Origin of the sequence: Actinomadura formosensis, assembly GCF_050948385.1 — a bacterium.
GTDB classification, from domain to species: domain Bacteria; phylum Actinomycetota; class Actinomycetes; order Streptosporangiales; family Streptosporangiaceae; genus Spirillospora; species Spirillospora formosensis.
Genome location: NZ_CP192011.1, coordinates 4,092,714 through 4,107,825, shown reverse-complemented (window position 1 = coordinate 4,107,825; position 15,112 = coordinate 4,092,714). Strand labels below are relative to the sequence as shown.

Here is a 15,112-nt window from a genome sequence, read left to right as displayed (position 1 = left end):
GGTGGCGGTGGGTGTGATCATCGGCCGGTTATCCGGACATGTCACCGACATTTTGGGCGGACCGTTTTATTCCCCATTTGTGGCCTTTTTGTTGGCTCTCGGGCTGTACGGCAGTACCCGCGCCATCGACCTGCGGCATCTGCGCTCCGATCTGCGTACCATCGTCCTCGCCGTCACCGTGGGCGTGTTCCTCAAGGCCGTCCTGATCACCGCGGTGATGCTGGCGGTGTTCCGGAATCCGGCGTTCCTGGTGCTGGGCGTCGCGGTGGCGCAGATCGACCCCCTGTCGGTGAGCGCTCTCGGCGAGTCGTCGCGGCTGTCGCGCCGCGGCCGGGGTCTGCTGCTGGCCTGGGCGTCCTTCGATGATCCGGTGACGACGCTGCTCACCATCTACGCCGCGGCGCTGGCCCTGCCGTTCCGGGACGGCGCGGTGTCCGCACATCCCGAATTCAGCGGTTCCATGTTCACCGTCGATCTGCTGGGCAATCTCGGGGTGGCGGCCGCGGCCGTCCTGCTGCACCGGCTGGTGCGCAGGGCGGCGCCGCGGTGGGAGTTCCCCGTCGCGTGCCTGGTGCTGGCGGCGGTGTTCGCGGTCGGGACGTGGCGGATGTGGGTGCTGGCCGTCGCGCTCGTGGGGCTGAGCATCCGGCCGGTGCTGCGGTCGCGCCCGCAGGCCGTGGACCGGATCCTCGACAGGTCGATCGACGTGGCGTTCCTGCTGGCCGCGGTGCTGCTCGGCGTCGTGCTGTCGCTGGGCGTCTCACCGCTGCCCGGAGTGGTGCTCGGCGTGGCGGCGTTCGCGGCGCACGCGCTGGTGAGCCTGCCGCTCACGCGCTCGCAGTCCGTGCAGGACAAGGTGCTGCTGGCGTTCGCGCAGCAGAACGGCATCACCGCGATCATCCTGGCGCTGCTGCTGGAGCCGGTCTTCGGCGGCACCGTCGCGGTCGTCGCCCCCGCCATCCTGGTGGTCAACCTGCTGTATCTGGCGGCCAACGGTCTCCACGCCCACCGGGCGCGGACGGCCGAGGCGGTGTCCGTGCCGCGGACGCTCCCGGGTGCGGCGGTGTCAGGGGAGGTGACCGAGCCCGCCCGGACCGAAGTGCCGGCGGATCCGGTACGCAAGGTCGCTCAGCAGCGTGTACAGGTCCGTCTGTGGAAGGCCCAGCGCATCCCGCCGCGTGACTGATCCCCCGGGCAGCGGGTCCGAGGTCTGGCGCGCCAGTGTTTCGAGCACCTGGATCGGCAGGTACTCCATGACGGTCTCGTAGTTCCGGCAGAGGGCGTCCAGGGCGGCATGCTGCTCGGCGGTGGGCGGGCCGTCCAGCCGCCGGTACCAGTCCCGTACCGCTTCGTGCAGGGCGCCGATCATCGTTTCGGCCAGGGTGGCGGCTCCCACCGCCCGCACGACACCGCTGTTCTGCAGGCGGAGCAGCAGCCCGGAGGCGACGCCCGGGGAGCGTTCGCCGAACATGCCGGCGAGCGCCGTCCGCACGTCGGTGATCTCCTTCAGGGTGGTCAGCACCTCGGCGAACATCTGCTCCACCTCGTCCGGCAGCGGTGCGGGGTCCTCGTCGCGGCCGAGGGACTGGAGCCGCCGGGACAGGTCGGCGTACTGCTGCTCGGACGCGCTGCGCATCGATTCGACCTGGTACGCCAGCATCTCCAGGAAGTTCTGGGTGGTGCCCTGCGCCTCGGCGAGCCGGCTGACGCTCGCCCGGACGCCCCGCATCTGGTCGTCGCCGGACGCCTCCAGCTGCTCGGTCATGCGGCGCATCAGCCAGGAGAACTCGTCGGGGAACCGTTCCGCGGCGTAGATCAGCGGCGGTTCGGTGAAGTGCCCGCCCACCGCATCCCTGGCCTGTTCCGACAGGAAGCCGTTGACGATCAGCGCGGTGCGCGCCCCCGGCGCGGCGGCCCGGACCGCGTCGGCGTGCGCGATCACGTCGGTGGTGTCCTCGGGCACGACGAGCGAGTTCTGCAGGAACAGCGCGCAGCCGGTGTCGGCGGCCGGGACCCAGTACGGTGCGCGCGGCCCGTCACCGGTCCCGTTCACCGGGTGGTCCACGTGGTACTCGCGGGCCTGCTTGTGCAGTTCCGCGGTGATCCGGTCGCGGACGACGCTCTCCGCCTCGACCCGGCTGCGGGCCGCCCGCAGGACCATGTCGCTGGTGACCTCGCGGCTCGTCAGCGACTCCTGGTAGCAGGCGTGGCATATCTGGATCATCTTGCGGGCGCTGTGCCCGGCGAGTTCGGCGATGAACTCGACGATCTGCGGCGAGAACGGCCCGAGCGGCTCGCGGTAGCCGGTGCGGGCGATGTTCTTCTCGATGTAGGAGCGCACCTCCGCGGGTGACAGGCCCTCGGTGCTGATCGCCGCGCTGAGCCCGTGGTCCTGCCCGTGCCGGCCGATGCCGCCGAGGAACTCCGGCAGGCCGGACAGGACGAGGAAGATGCCCTGGGCGGCCATCAGCTCGATCAGCCGCTGCAGTGCGGTCACCGTGTCGGGCCTGGGCGGGGTGGGGCCGGGGAGCACCTTGTCCAACTGGTCGAACGTCAGCACGAGGTGCCGGGCGCGGCCGCGGTAGAGCAGCGCGATCACGCCCATCGCCTCCAGCGCCTGGGCGTCGCTGGTGATGCGGCTCTCGATGCCGCGTTCGACCAGCAGCGGGCTCGGCTGCTCGCCGCGCAGCCATTCCCACACGGCGTCGCGGAGGTCGGCCCTCAGCAGCAGGACGAGCGCGGCGCCGAACTCCTCGTTCCGGGTGACCCGGGCGAGGCCGGCGTTCAGGTCCGCCAGGAACGTGCTTTCGGCGAGGTTGAACTGGCGGACGAATTTCTGCGGGTCGATATCGGTGGTGCGGAGGCGTTCGGTGATGTCGGCGGGGAAACCGGTGTTCTCCAGGGAGTCGGCGACGATGTTCGCGTAGTACTCGCGGACCCGGTCGGTCATGTCGTCCCGGTCGAACTGCATGAGGAAGTTGTTGCGGTACAGGTTGTGAAACGTGCCTTTATGGGCGTCCACATAGACGAACCGGGCGTCCGGGCCGTGGCGTTTGGCCCGGCGGAGCAGCTGAAAGAGTAGGTGCGTCTTGCCGGTGCCGTGCTCACCGGAGACCGCGAGCGCGGCGCCCTTGTCGGCCGTCCGCCGGAAATAGCCGTCCAGCAGCGTGACCGCCGTATGGACGGCCTCGGTGTCGATGCTGGTGACCTCGTCGTCCAGCCCCTGGGTCTCGGCGGCCGCCCGGTCGGGGAAGGGGTTGTCGTCGATCGGGCGCTGACGCTGCGCTTCGGGCGCGTTCATGACGGTCAACCCTCCTGCCCCTCTGGATTCTCCCGGACATACCGCCACAGATCTTCCGCCCTGATTATATTTCCATCGGGCCAGGGGTTGTGTAAATAGTGCTCATAGATATTGTACAGTAATTTCTGCACAGCTCCTATTGTCACCATTGGCGGGTCTCCGTAGAAGGTTTCGAGCGCGCCGATATCGAGGTCCGGGAACGTCCGCCCGCACCCCGGGACGTGGATTCGGGAGCGGGCGAACTCCGCCACGTCACCGCGCTTGAGGATGCCGAGGTTAAGGCGGAGCGGATGCGCCTCGCCCACCGGTTGCTCGGGAATGTGCGGCAGGTTCACCGCCGTGGTCTCGGCGAAGATCAGGAGCTTTCTGGAGGTGCCCGACCAGTACTGGGCCACCTCGGTGGCCTGCTCGGCGCGCGGCGTCCGCACGATGAGGACGTGCCCGTCCAGGACGGCGTCGCCGACGGCGCGCATGTACTCCTCCAGCGTCGGCGGCTCGTCGCCGCTGTCCGCGGGCGCGGTGTACCGGCCGGAGTCGAACACGTCCTGGGTCTTGGCGGCCTCGATGGCGAGCCGCCGGCCCACCATGACGACGCGCTGCTTGGTCGTCAGGTCCGGGCTCTGCCCGACATGGGCGAGCGAGATCTCGCGCGCCTGTACCCCCTGCGCGTTCAGCGCGCGCGCCGCGCTGGTGGCGCAGCGGTTGAGGAGCGAGGTCTTGCCGCATCGCGACGGCCCGTGGGCCACGGCGAACAGGCCGGCCTCCTGGAGCGCGCCCAGGTCCTTCATGACCTCCTGGAAGATCTCGTAGCACGGTTCCGTGTTGTCGACGGCGATGTGGCACTTCTGGCAGTCGCCTCCGCACGTGCACTGCAGCGCGGGGGCGGCATGGAACCGGTTCTCCGGTCGCCTGAGCGGATTGACGCGCCCGTCCGGCTCGGTCATGCCGGACGCCGCATGGTCTTGCCGAGCCGCCGGGGACGTTCGAGGGCCGCGGCGATCTTCAGCGCCTCTTCCTGCGCCTTGTCCAGCCGGGCGAGGAGTTCGTCCACCGCCGTGCCGCGCTGATCGGCCTGTTCGGGCCAGCGCATTCGCCTGATGTCCGCGTCCAGTTTCGCGACGTCCTCACCCAGGCTCTTGGGCAGCCACCACTTCCGGTACCGGTTCGCGGTGCGCCGCAGTTCCGCCGTGAGCACGCTCAGGGGCTCGTCCATGGCCGGTTCCTTCTCGCGTCCCTGCCGGGTGCGCCAGGCGTGCAGGCAGGCCCGGCAGGCGCGTGCGTAGGAGGTCGCCGCCGCGTGCAGATCGGCGGCCGCCCGTTCCGCGGCGGCGTGCCCGGCCCCGAGCCTGTTCACCCCGACTGTGAGCATCGCGCCGAAGGCCGCGGAGACCAGGCCGAGGAACGTCGTGAACCCGGTGGTCCACCACTGCGGGGACACGGACCGGGGCGAAGGCAGTTTCCGTTCGGCGGTGAGCGCCGCGCAGGCGCGCCTGAACCCCGCCGGATCACTGCGCTGCCACTGCGCCACGGTGAGCCCCTGCCCGGGGGTCCCGCTCGTCAGGACGAGGTGATCGCCGTCCGCCGCCTTGCGGGCGGCCTCCAGTTTGACGGCGGCGTCCACAAGCGGACGTGCGTTCTCGGATTTCAGGCAGTACAGGGTGCTGCCGTCCGCGGTGGGATCGGGGGTGGGCGCGGCCTCGGCGGTACCACCGGCCATGGCCAGCAGGGCGAGCTGCCCCAGCAGCACGGCTGACATCACACGGCCGACCTGCCACCCCATGCAGGGTCCTCCCGCGTCGTCCTTCGCGAGAACCGTAACTCGCGTGGGGCAGCAGGATAAAGGCATTCTGTTGCGCAATATGAGACTTTCGCCAAGGCCACTTCCGGACTGACGCCCGCGCGTTTGGAGATCCGGCCCATTCCGCCATTGATCGCCGTGGTGACCATGGTTCTCACCACCCCGAAACAGAAACGGTGCGCCGGCCCCCGTGCCCGTCTCCGGACACGCGGCGTCCGGTCCCCGAGCAGGGCTTCCGGGTCAGATGCGTTGATGATCTCCTGCTGCGTCCCGCCGGGGATGAGCGCCCACCACTGCCCGGTGCAGGCACCCCACCAGCAGAGGACGCCGGAGCGCTCCTGCGACTCGGTGATTTCCGTCGCGAAAGGCCGGGCCGAGTCGGGCGGGGGAGTGAGCCGTGGTGCGCCGGTCGTTCCCCGCTGGTGCGTCTGGGCCGCGAGGGCGGCCGTCACGTACGGGGTGAGGATCCGGGTGATCCGCTCGGCCGCGCGGACGGGCTCAGTGTGCGGGGCGAGGTCCTCGCCGGTGCTCGACCGGTACAACCAGATGTCGGGTGTCGTTCCGGGGACGGACGTGATGCTCTCGCCGAAGTCCGGCACGGCCGGGCCGAAGACCCGGAGGAGCGGGAACGGGCCGTCGTAGCGCGGGACGGCCTTCCATCCTTCACGGATGACTTCTTGCGCAAGTCGGTCAAGGTGGACCGTAACGGGGGAAATCGGGGCACCGGCGTTCAGGTTCTTCGGTTCGACCCGCTTCATTTACCAACGCACCCACTTACTGGGGTCCGACTTCCTTCGCTTGGACGCGCGACGGAGTTCGTCGGTGAGCGCCTTACGGAGTTCTTCTGCGGTGTTGCGTACAACGGTCGGCTCTACACCGGCCTTTGGGGAGCGCATAGCGGCAACCCAGAAACCGGGCCTTCCGTCGTGGCGTGTGGTACGCCAGATTCGGTGACCCGGGAAGTCCTCGCGGAGTCGAGTCAACGCCTGGTCAGCGGGATTGGCGGGCGTGTCCATGATCAGTACGAACTTTCGGTGTGATTTCTCTCCGTTACCGCCCCCAATCTTCCTGTGATCGGGTTATCTTCTGTAAGAGCAAGAAGTCAGGCGAAAGAAACCCCCCCGCATGCGATCGGCAAGTCGCATCGCTTTCGTATCTTGGAGGCTCCCCATGCCCCGTCGCCCCCGCGACCCCGGTGTCCCGTCCTCGCCGGCCGAGTACTTCGGTACGGAACTACGGGCTTATCGCGAAGCGTCCGATTTGTCCCGGCCACAGATGAGCAAGAGGCTCGGATTCACCCCGCAGTGGATCGGACAGATCGAATCGGGCAATTCCGCACCTTCCGACGAGTTCGCCATGGCGTGCGACACCTTCTTCACGACGAACGGGTCCTTCTACCGCATCTGGGAGTGGATCCAGGACTTCGGCCGCCTCGCCGTCCTGCCCCCGGGCTTCCCTGACTTCATCGCGCGGGAACGAGAGGCCGAGGTGGTCTACATCTTCGAGACCATGGTCATCACCGGGCTGTTCCAGACGCCCGAGTACGCACGCGAGGTGCTCAAGCTGGGGAAGACAGCCGACGCGGTCGAGCAGCTCGTTGCAACTCGGATGGAGCGACAGGAGATCCTTGGGCGGGAGAACCCGCCCCACGTGGTCGCAATCTTCGATGAGGGCGCCATCCGTCGTCCGATCGGAAACCTGGACGTGATGAAAAAGCAGATCCAGCACCTCATCGAGCTAGCGGAACTGCCCGACATCACAATCCAGATTGTCCCGACCACCAAGGGCGCCTACGAGGGATTGCCTGGTGCATTCACAATCCTGGGTTTCCAGGAGGAGCCGGGTGCTGTGCGCGTCGAGGGTCACATAGGTGGCCAGATCGTCGATCACCCTATGGCTGTCCGGAAGTATGGGGTACGTTTCGATTTGATCAGGGCTTCGGCGATGACAGCCGAGGACTCCCTGAGCCTCCTCCGGACGATCTTGGAGAGCCTATGAACACACAGCACCCGTGGGCTGTGCAATGGCGCAAGAGCAGCCACAGCGCTGACACTGGCGGACAGTGCGTTGAGGTTATGTTGGTGCCGTCAGGGTGGCAGAAGAGCAGCTACAGCACTGATACCGGGGACCAGTGCGTCGAGGTAGCGCCCATGCTGCCAATCTTCGCTGCTGAGTGGCAGAAGAGCAGCCGCAGTACGGACACCGGGGGTGCGTGCGTCGAGGTGGCGGACTTGGCGGCGGCGGTGGCGGTTCGGGACTCCAAGGATCCGGACGGGCCGAAGCTGATCTTCGAGCCGGCCGCATGGCAGGCGTTCGCGGACCGGATCAAGGGCGGCACCCTCGACCTGACCTGACCCAGACGAGAAGGAGCCCCCGTACCGTGCGGAGTGCGCGGGCCGGGGGCTTTTCACGTCCGCCCCTGCTTCGTTGCCCCATCATGATGTGCCGCCGCTGCGGGCCGGTGTCCTCCAGGTGCTTGATCGCGGCCCCGGCCGCACGACCCGGCGGATCGCGGCCACATTCGGACAATCCGAACCTGTGCATTCGGCCCTGGGCCGGGCGATTTTGGAACGGGACGAAAATGCTGCTGCGGTATCTATGTGTTTGCGGTGATTCGTGCGTTTAGTCGAGAAGGTCAACTTCTTGACATGAACAAGGTTCACGCGTAGTTTCTTCGCCGGAAGTCATCGAATTTTCGGAGCCACCCTGATGAATCGGCCATGGGAAGCCGATGTCGCCGCGTCGTTCCTGCGGCGCCTCGGGAAATCGGCGCAAGAACTGGGGAACACTGGCGGGTGGGACGGCTGCCCGGACATCTGGGAGCTCGACAACGGTGATGTCGCAGTGATCGGCCGCGACCTCACGGACGCTTATCTGTCCAGGTTGCCGGGAGACGCCGCCGTCGCGGCGGACGAGCGGATCGTGATCATCCCGCGCAGCACTCTGATCGCGGCGAAACACGATATTCCCGATGCCTGATCTCACCCGTCTCAACGATTCACTCGGGGAGCGTCTGCCCCTGGAGGAATATCGTCATGACTTCCGGGATCGGCAGTGGACGATCGAGGGCGAGGACTCCTGGAAGCTGGAGCGCGCCCAGCATTTCATCGAGCCCGGGTTCCCGAGCTGGGACGCCTTCGCGCGCGGTGACTGGGACACGGCGATCCGGCTGATCGACGACGAGCGGGAATGGATTGCGGAATTCTCCACGCGGGCCAGGGAGAAGCGCATCGGCCTCTACCGCGTGCGGGTGGTCGAGGAACCGCTGACCCCGTACCTCCAGTGGGAGTTGCATCTGCTCAGGCTGCGGGCCGAGTGCGGCGAGGCCATCCGGGTGGTGGACGCCGACGCGGTCGCCCGGCACGAGCGGTCCCGGCCGCTGCCGGAGCTGATCACCCTCGGTGCGTCCACGCTGTACCGGATCATCTACGACGATGAGGGGGCGCTGGACGGCGCGGTCCGGTTCACCTCGCCCGCTCTCGTCGCCGATGTCGTGGCCGCGACCCGCGAACTGTTCCGCCGGGCCGAAGACGTGGAGTCGTTCTTCCGGCGGAGGGTCGCCGGCTTGCCGCCGCCGCGCCGGAGCACGCTCACCAGGTGCGATGGCGGGTGACGACGCCCGCGCCGAGCTGTCCGCCGCCGACATCGGCAGCGTCGTCCAGGCCCGCGACATCAGCGGCGGCGTCCACGTCCACCGGCCCCGGGGGAACGCGCCGTTGCCCCGTCAGCTTCCGGGGGACGCGCACGGGTTCGTCAACCGGACGGGCGAGCTCGGCCTACTCGACCGGGCACTCGACGAGCAGGACCGGCGAAACCCGATCATGCTCGTCGTCGGCACCGCAGGCGTCGGCAAGACGTCCCTCGCCGTCCACTGGGCGCATTCCCGCCGGGACCACTTCCCGGACGGCCAGCTCTACGCGAACCTGCGAGGTCACGCGCCGGGCGAACCGGCCACCCCGCTGCGCGTCCTGGAAGGGTTCCTGCCGGCGCTCGACGTTACGCGGCAGGCGATCCCCGGTGACGTGGACCAGTGCGCGGCGCTGTACCGGTCGCTGCTGGCAGGCCGCCGGATGCTGATCGTGCTGGACAACGCGGCGAGCCCCGCGCAGGTGCGGCCGCTGCTGCCCGGCGCCCCCGGCTGCGCGGTCGTCGTGACGGGCCGCGGGACACTGCCGGGCCTCGTCGCGCGGGACGGCGCCGAGCGGATCACACTGCGGCTGCTGGCGGAACGGGAGGCGGTGACGCTGCTGCGCGAGGCCGGTCTCGCGCCCCGCCGGGACGACCAGGCGCGGCTGGCGGAGCTGGCGAAGGTGTGCGCCTACCTTCCGCTGGCGCTGCGGGTCGCCGCCGAACGCGTCATCGCCCGCCCGTGGACTCCGCTCGCCGAGATGATCGCGGAACTGAAGGGCGAGTCCGGCCTGCTCGAAACACCGCTCGCGGGGGACGACGCGGATGACGCGGACGCGATCCGCGCCGTGTTCACCTGGTCGTACGGGGCCCTGCCCGCGCCGGCGGCCGGGCTGTTCCGCGTCCTGGCGCTGCATCCCGGCCCGGATTTCGACGCGGACGCGGCGCGCGCACTCGCCGGGACGGGGCCGCGCGCGGTACGCCGTCCGCTGGAGGTGCTGACCGGCGCGCACTTACTCGAACCGGGGCCGGGGGGACGTTTCCAGTTCCACGAGCTGCTGCGGAGTTACGCCATGCACAGGTTCAGGCAGGAGGACGGGCCGGACGAGCACCGCCGTGCGATGCGGCGGATGCTGACCTGGTACCTGTACACGGCGGACGCGGCGCAGACCTGGATCAACCCGCAGGAGCGCAACGTCCGGCTGCCGCGCCCGGAACGCGACGTCGAACCGCTGCGGTTCGACTCCTACGACGGCGCCGTCCGATGGTACGAGGCGGAACGCGCCAACCTGGTCGCGGCGACGCGGGCCGCCGCCGACAACGGCCTGCCCGAGCACGCGTGGAAGCTGTCGGTGGTGCTGCGCAACATCTACATGCGCTTCAACCCGTTCGAGGACTGGGTGACCACCAGCCGGATCGGCCTGGAGGCCGCGCGCCGGACCGGCGACCGGGCCGGTGAGGCCGAACTGCTGGAGAGCCTCGGCATGGCCTACACCCAGGCGCACCGGCTGGAGGAGGGTGCCCGGTCGCACGGCGCCGCGCTGCTGATCCGCAGGGAATCGGGCGACCGCGAGGGCGAGGCGCTGTCACTGAACGACCTCGGCCTGGTCTACCTGCGCAGCCGGCGCCTCGACGAGGCCCGGGAGATGTTCGAACGCGGGATGCGGGTGTACCGGGCGCTGGACGACCCGCACTGGGAGGCGGTGCTCGCCGCCAACCTCGGCGAGGCCCGCGCCGAACTCGGCGACCTGGACGGGGCGGAGACCATGGTGCGGCACGCCCTGGCACTGTTCCGCGAGCGCGCCGAACGCGGCGGCGAGGGCAACGCGCTCCGGCTGCTCGCCATGATCCGGCGGTCCCGGTCGGACGTGCCGGGCGCCCTGGACGCCGCCGGCCGCGCCGTCGCGATCGCGCGGGACCACGCCAACCCGGCCTGGGAGGGGTACTGGCTGCTGGAACTGGCCAGGGCGCAGCGCGAGGCGGGCGATGCCGGCGCGGCCCTGGCCGGCTGCCGGCGGTCGGTGGAACTGCACCGGCAGGTCGGCGACCGCGTCCGCGAGGCCCTCGCCTGGGACGGGTACGGCGAGGCGGGCAGGGAACCGTTCCGGCTCGAAGAAGCCGAACACGCCCACCGCCGGGCCGTCGACATCCTGCGCGGCTACGGCGACAACCGCTGGCCGCTGGCGCTGGCGCTGAACAACCTGGCGACCGTCCTCACCGAGCTGGACCGCCGCCCCGAAGCCCTCGACCCCTGGGCGGACGCCCTGCACCACCTCACCGGCTTCACCGACCCGGCCGCCGTCCGCCTGCGCGCCCGCATCGAACACGCCCTGCACCCGTAGGACCGGAGACGAGGCGCCGGACGATTCCGGCCGATGCCGGGGCCATCGAGGGCGGCGGTAGCCTCGGCCGGTGTCCGCCTCACTGCGAACCGGCCGGCTGCTGCTGCGCCGATGGGAACCCGCCGACCGCGAACCGTTCGCCGCGATGAACGCCGACCCGGAGGTCATGGAGCATTTCCCGGCTCTCCTCACCCGCGCCGAGAGTGATGCGCTGGTCGACGCCATCGAGGCCCGCTTCGATGAACACGGGTTCGGTTTCTGGGCCGTGGAGGTCGCAGGCACGGGCCGGTTCATCGGCTTCACCGGCCTGTCGGTACCGCGCTTCCACGCCCCTTTCATGCCCGCGGTGGAGATCGGCTGGCGCCTCGCCCGGTCCGCCTGGGGCCACGGCTACGCCACCGAGGCCGCCCGGGGCGCCCTCGGTTTCGGCTTCGGCGACCTGGGGCTCGACGAGGTCGTCTCCTTCACCAGCACCACCAACCTCAAGTCCCAGGCCGTCATGAAGCGCCTCGGCATGACCCATGACCCCGCCGACGACTTCGACCACCCCCTCGTGGAGGAAGGGCACCGCTTGCGGCGCCACCTTCTCTGGCGGCTCAGGGCCGCCGATTGGCATGGTCGAAAGGCCGGTTGACCTGGGGTTGCGAAGGTCCTTCCCGGGATGGACGTTGGTCCCTGGTGAGGCGGGACCCCGTGGGCAAAGGTGGAGGCAAGAAAGAACAAGGGGGTCGCATGATGCACATGAGGAGTACGCAGGAAGCTCCTGAAGTGGTCTTCGACGTCAGAGGACACGTCCCGGACCGGTTCGCCGAGGCGGCGCGGGACAAGGTGGCGTCGGCGTTCCGGCAGGCGCCCGAGCCGGTGCTGTTCGCCCGCGTCAAGCTGGCGATCGCGCCCGACCCGGCGGTGGAGCGGCCGGCCATGGCGCAGGCCAACGTCGATGTCAACGGGCGTCCCGTGCGGGTCGAGGCGGCCGCGGCGACGATGCAGGAGGCCATCGACCTGCTGCCCGACCTGCTGCGCGCCCGGTTCGAGCGGATCGGCGGACGGCGCGAGGCGAGCCGGGCCCCGAAGGCGGGGCGGCACGCGCACCGGCCCGTCCCGTACGTCCGCCCGCCCGGTGAGCGGGAGATCGTGCGGCGCAAGACGTTCGCGGCGGAGACCCAGACCCCGGACGAGGCCGCCTTCGACATGGACCTCATGGGTTACGACTTCTGGCTGTTCACCGAGGTCGAGACCGGTCAGGACGCCGTGCTCTACCGGGCGGACGGCGGGTACCGGCTCGCGCTCGCCGACCCCGAGGCCGAGCGTGCGGGACCGGACGCGATCCCGCTGAGCGTCAGCCCGCACCACGCGCCGCGCATCGAGGAGACGGAGGCGGTCGAACGCATGGAGGCCCTCGGCCTGCCGTTCCTGTTCTTCGCCGACGCCGCCACCGGCCGGGGCAAGGTCCTCTACCACCGTTACGACGGTCATTACGGCCTTCTGGAATCCACCCGGTGACCCATGGGAACGCCGCCCCACCCGGCCGGGTGGGGCGGCGTTCCCGAGGGAGGAGGAGACGGGGGTCAGAAGATCTTGCCGTGGGTGAGGGTGATCAGGCTCTCGTCCCAGAGGGCCTCGCGGTGGCGGTCGTAGCGGCGGCGGGCGAGGCGGTAGAAGACCAGCAGGGGCAGACCCACGGCGATGCTCGTCACGGTGGCGGTCACGGCCGTGGCCGCGACGGTGTCGGTGCGGGTGCGGGGGCGGCTGACCAGGGCGCCGGATGAATCCACCCAGATCCGCCGGCTCATGCCGGGCTTGACGGATTTGTCCGCCGGGAGGACGGCCGTGCGGGGACGGCCGCCGCGCGTCGTCCAGGACAGCTCGGCGTAGGCGTGCCGCAGGCCCACACCGTCCCGCTCCTTCACGTGGGTTATACGGGCGTCGATGCGCTGGTAGGCGGCCGACTGCCGCTCGGCCCGCACGCCCTGCCCGTAGGTCTGGGCGGCGAGAACGGCCGCGACCGGCGGCGCGAGCCCCGCGAACAGGACGACGGCGCCGACGCCCACCGCCCGCTGGCGGCGGTCGACGGGACGGCGCAGGTCGTTGTGGTCGAAGCCGAGCCGGTGGCGGACGCTTCCGAGCCTTCCCATGTCTCCTCCTTCCCGGTGACGGTAACGGCCGGGCAAAAAGCCCCGGCAGGTCCGGAGGTCCCGGGCGCCGGGACTTTCGTCCCCTTCTGGACGCCGCGGGTCGCGCGCAGACTTGCAGGAGGGAGGCAGGGATATGAACGGCGCGGAAAGAGGCCGATGGCCGCACGTCCTGTTCGGATACGACGGGACTGCGGAGAACGACGCGGCCCTGCGCTGGGCGGTCGAGGAGGCGCGGCTCCGGAGGATCGGGCTGGTGATGTGCCACTGCTGGCACTGGCCCTATGCGGCGGGCCACGCGGACCCCGGCATCGAAGCGATCATGAAGCGGGTGGGGGAGAACCTGCTCGACAGCGGTGTCCGCCGCGCCTACGAGCTGGGTGTGCCAGGCGCCGTCCGCAGGCGGCTGCGGCGCGGTCCCGCCACCGAGGCGCTGCTGTGCGCGTCCGGCGGCGCGCGGCTGGTCGTGATCGGTGCCTCCGTGGTGCCCGAGGCGGGGTCGCCGGCGCTGGAGCTGTCGGCGCGCTCGGAGCTTCCGGTGATCGCGGTCCGGGGCGGGACGGGCGCGCGCCGCGTCGTCGTCGGCGTCGACGGGTCGGCCGGCTCGGAGGCGGCCCTGGAGTTCGCGGCCGAGGAGGCGGCGCTGCGCGGCTGGGACCTGCACGTCGTCTACGGCTGCTGGGAGCCCGGCGCGGTCGCCGAGCCGGAGCTGGCGCTGTTCCACGACCGGGAACTGCTGGAGAAGACCCGGGCCGCCGAGCTGGACGCGGTCGTGGCGCCGTGGCGCCGGCGGTACCCGGAATTGCGCATCGAGGCGTCGCCGCTGCTGGAGCGCCCGTTCGACGCGCTGCGGGCCGCGGCCGACGACGCCGGCCTCCTCGTGCTCGGCGACCGGGGCACCGGCACCGGCCTCGGCCCCCTGGGCGCGACCAGTGCGGCGATGCTGCGCCGGGCGTGCTGCACCGTCGCGATCGTGCCGGGACGAAGGTCCCCGCAACACCGGGCTCCCGCCCCTGCCCGCCGCGTTCCCGCTCGGCAACGCTAGGGAGTGTTGAAGGGAGCGACGATGGCTGTTCGACGCGGTGTGGTCGTGGGCTATGACGGGTCCGCGCAGAGTGAGGCGGCGGTCCGCTGGGCGGCCGTGGAGGCGAGGCTGCGGGAGGTTCCGCTGACCGTGGTGCACGCCTGGGAGATGTACGCGGCCGTGGGACCGATGGCGATCCCCGTCGCCGACCTGCGGCTGGCGGCCGAGGAGGTCGTGGCCGAGGGTGTGAAGCACGCCCGCGAGGAGACCGACGACGTGCACGCCGTGCTCGGCCGCGGCGGTCCGGCGACCGCGCTGATGGAGGCCGCCGCCGACGCCGAACTGGTCGTCGTGGGCTCGCGTGGCCGCGGCGGGTTCGCCGGTCTGGTGCTCGGTTCGACGGCCGTGGAGCTGGCCGCGCACGCCCCGTGCCCGGTCGTGGTCGTCCGGGAACGGCGCGCCGAGGGGCCCGTCGTGGTGGGCGTGGACGGCTCGCGGGCGTCGCTGGAGGCGCTCGGCCTGGCGTTCGCCGAGGCGAATCTGCGCGACGCGGAAGTGGTCGCGGTGGTGGCCTGGCCCGCCGACCTGGAGCCGGGGCAGGCCCCGCTGCTGGACGCCGAGGCGCTGCGCGAGTTCGCGGGGGAGCGGCTCGTCCGGCTCGTCGCGCCCTGGCGCGAGAAGTTCCCCGGCGTCCCGGTCCGGACCGAGGTGGTGATCGGGCAGCCCCGCGAGGTGCTGATCGCCGAGGCGGAGAACGCCGGGCTCCTCGTCGTCGGGTCGCGCGGCCTCGGCGGTTTCCGCGGCCTGCTGCTCGGCTCGGTCGGCCACGCGCTGCTGCACCACGCCGCCTCCCCGGTGGCCGTGGCGCACGCCCCGCGCGAGTAGCGG

15 protein-coding genes and 1 pseudogene are annotated in these 15,112 nt (G+C 70.6%); 11 read left to right on the top strand and 5 right to left on the bottom strand.

The window, feature by feature from the left end; genetic code table 11:
• Positions 1 to 79: 79 nt before the first annotated feature.
• Positions 80 to 1,186, top strand: a complete 1,107-nt coding sequence (locus ACQP1N_RS19775; protein ID WP_433225824.1) for a hypothetical protein — start codon at positions 80 to 82, stop codon at positions 1,184 to 1,186.
• Here ACQP1N_RS19775 and ACQP1N_RS19770 read toward each other — a convergent pair.
• Genes ACQP1N_RS19770 through ACQP1N_RS19755 form a run of 4 tightly spaced genes read right to left on the bottom strand, consistent with a single transcriptional unit; the run spans position 1,067 to position 5,857 of the window.
• Positions 1,067 to 3,301, bottom strand: coding sequence for an ATP-binding protein (locus ACQP1N_RS19770; protein WP_067793594.1), 2,235 nt, complete (start codon positions 3,299 to 3,301; stop codon positions 1,067 to 1,069). The two genes, ACQP1N_RS19775 and ACQP1N_RS19770, sit on opposite strands and share 120 nt — an antisense overlap.
• 5 nt (positions 3,302 to 3,306) lie before the next feature.
• Positions 3,307 to 4,245, bottom strand: a complete 939-nt coding sequence (locus tag ACQP1N_RS19765) for a hypothetical protein (protein ID WP_433225820.1) — start codon at positions 4,243 to 4,245, stop codon at positions 3,307 to 3,309.
• On the bottom strand, positions 4,242 to 5,081 hold the full coding sequence (locus tag ACQP1N_RS19760; protein WP_433225818.1) for a hypothetical protein: 840 nt from the start codon (positions 5,079 to 5,081) through the stop codon (positions 4,242 to 4,244). The genes ACQP1N_RS19765 and ACQP1N_RS19760 overlap by 4 nt, the downstream gene beginning before the upstream one ends.
• Positions 5,057 to 5,857 (bottom strand): hypothetical protein, encoded by an 801-nt coding sequence (locus ACQP1N_RS19755; protein ID WP_433225816.1) that lies wholly within the window; start codon positions 5,855 to 5,857, stop codon positions 5,057 to 5,059. The genes ACQP1N_RS19760 and ACQP1N_RS19755 overlap by 25 nt, the downstream gene beginning before the upstream one ends.
• A gap of 517 nt (positions 5,858 to 6,374) precedes the next feature.
• Between ACQP1N_RS19755 and ACQP1N_RS19750 the strand changes: the two genes are divergently transcribed.
• The 8 genes and pseudogenes from ACQP1N_RS19750 to ACQP1N_RS19715 all read left to right on the top strand — a co-directional run bounded on the left by ACQP1N_RS19750 (position 6,375) and on the right by ACQP1N_RS19715 (position 12,571).
• Positions 6,375 to 7,097 (top strand): DUF5753 domain-containing protein, encoded by a 723-nt coding sequence (locus tag ACQP1N_RS19750; RefSeq protein ID WP_433225814.1) that lies wholly within the window; start codon positions 6,375 to 6,377, stop codon positions 7,095 to 7,097.
• Positions 7,094 to 7,156 (top strand): annotated as a pseudogene (locus tag ACQP1N_RS19745) (hypothetical protein); the annotation flags it as partial. The gene ACQP1N_RS19750 and the pseudogene ACQP1N_RS19745, both read left to right, overlap by 4 nt.
• Positions 7,157 to 7,249: 93 nt before the next feature.
• A complete protein-coding gene (locus ACQP1N_RS19740; protein ID WP_242608888.1) occupies positions 7,250 to 7,453 on the top strand; it encodes a DUF397 domain-containing protein in 204 nt (67 codons plus the stop codon).
• 355 nt (positions 7,454 to 7,808) lie between these two features.
• Positions 7,809 to 8,078 carry a hypothetical protein gene (locus ACQP1N_RS19735; protein WP_433225812.1) on the top strand — a complete coding sequence of 90 codons (270 nt, stop codon included), beginning with the start codon at positions 7,809 to 7,811 and terminating at the stop codon, positions 8,076 to 8,078.
• Positions 8,071 to 8,712, top strand: coding sequence for a DUF6879 family protein (locus tag ACQP1N_RS19730; RefSeq protein WP_067793601.1), 642 nt, complete (start codon positions 8,071 to 8,073; stop codon positions 8,710 to 8,712). The genes ACQP1N_RS19735 and ACQP1N_RS19730 overlap by 8 nt, the downstream gene beginning before the upstream one ends.
• Positions 8,702 to 11,068 (top strand): ATP-binding protein, encoded by a 2,367-nt coding sequence (locus tag ACQP1N_RS19725; RefSeq protein ID WP_433225810.1) that lies wholly within the window; start codon positions 8,702 to 8,704, stop codon positions 11,066 to 11,068. The genes ACQP1N_RS19730 and ACQP1N_RS19725 overlap by 11 nt, the downstream gene beginning before the upstream one ends.
• 70 nt (positions 11,069 to 11,138) lie before the next feature.
• Entirely contained in the window at positions 11,139 to 11,702 is a 564-nt protein-coding gene (locus ACQP1N_RS19720; RefSeq protein WP_433225808.1) for a GNAT family N-acetyltransferase, read from the top strand.
• Positions 11,703 to 11,809: 107 nt separating this feature from the next.
• Positions 11,810 to 12,571: a sigma 54 modulation/S30EA ribosomal C-terminal domain-containing protein gene (locus ACQP1N_RS19715; RefSeq protein ID WP_433225806.1), complete on the top strand. Its 762-nt coding sequence runs from the start codon at positions 11,810 to 11,812 to the stop codon at positions 12,569 to 12,571.
• A 65-nt stretch (positions 12,572 to 12,636) separates the two neighbouring features.
• Here ACQP1N_RS19715 and ACQP1N_RS19710 read toward each other — a convergent pair whose 3' ends face one another.
• Positions 12,637 to 13,203 (bottom strand): Rv1733c family protein, encoded by a 567-nt coding sequence (locus ACQP1N_RS19710; protein WP_067793602.1) that lies wholly within the window; start codon positions 13,201 to 13,203, stop codon positions 12,637 to 12,639.
• A gap of 133 nt (positions 13,204 to 13,336) precedes the next feature.
• Between ACQP1N_RS19710 and ACQP1N_RS19705 the strand changes: the two genes are divergently transcribed.
• Both ACQP1N_RS19705 and ACQP1N_RS19700 read left to right on the top strand, forming a co-directional pair.
• The gene (locus ACQP1N_RS19705; RefSeq protein ID WP_067793603.1) at positions 13,337 to 14,245 is read left to right on the top strand and encodes a universal stress protein; all 909 of its coding nucleotides are present in this window, start codon (positions 13,337 to 13,339) and stop codon (positions 14,243 to 14,245) included.
• 21 nt (positions 14,246 to 14,266) lie between these two features.
• Positions 14,267 to 15,109, top strand: coding sequence for a universal stress protein (locus ACQP1N_RS19700; protein ID WP_067793604.1), 843 nt, complete (start codon positions 14,267 to 14,269; stop codon positions 15,107 to 15,109).
• The last annotated feature ends 3 nt before the right edge of the window (positions 15,110 to 15,112 follow it).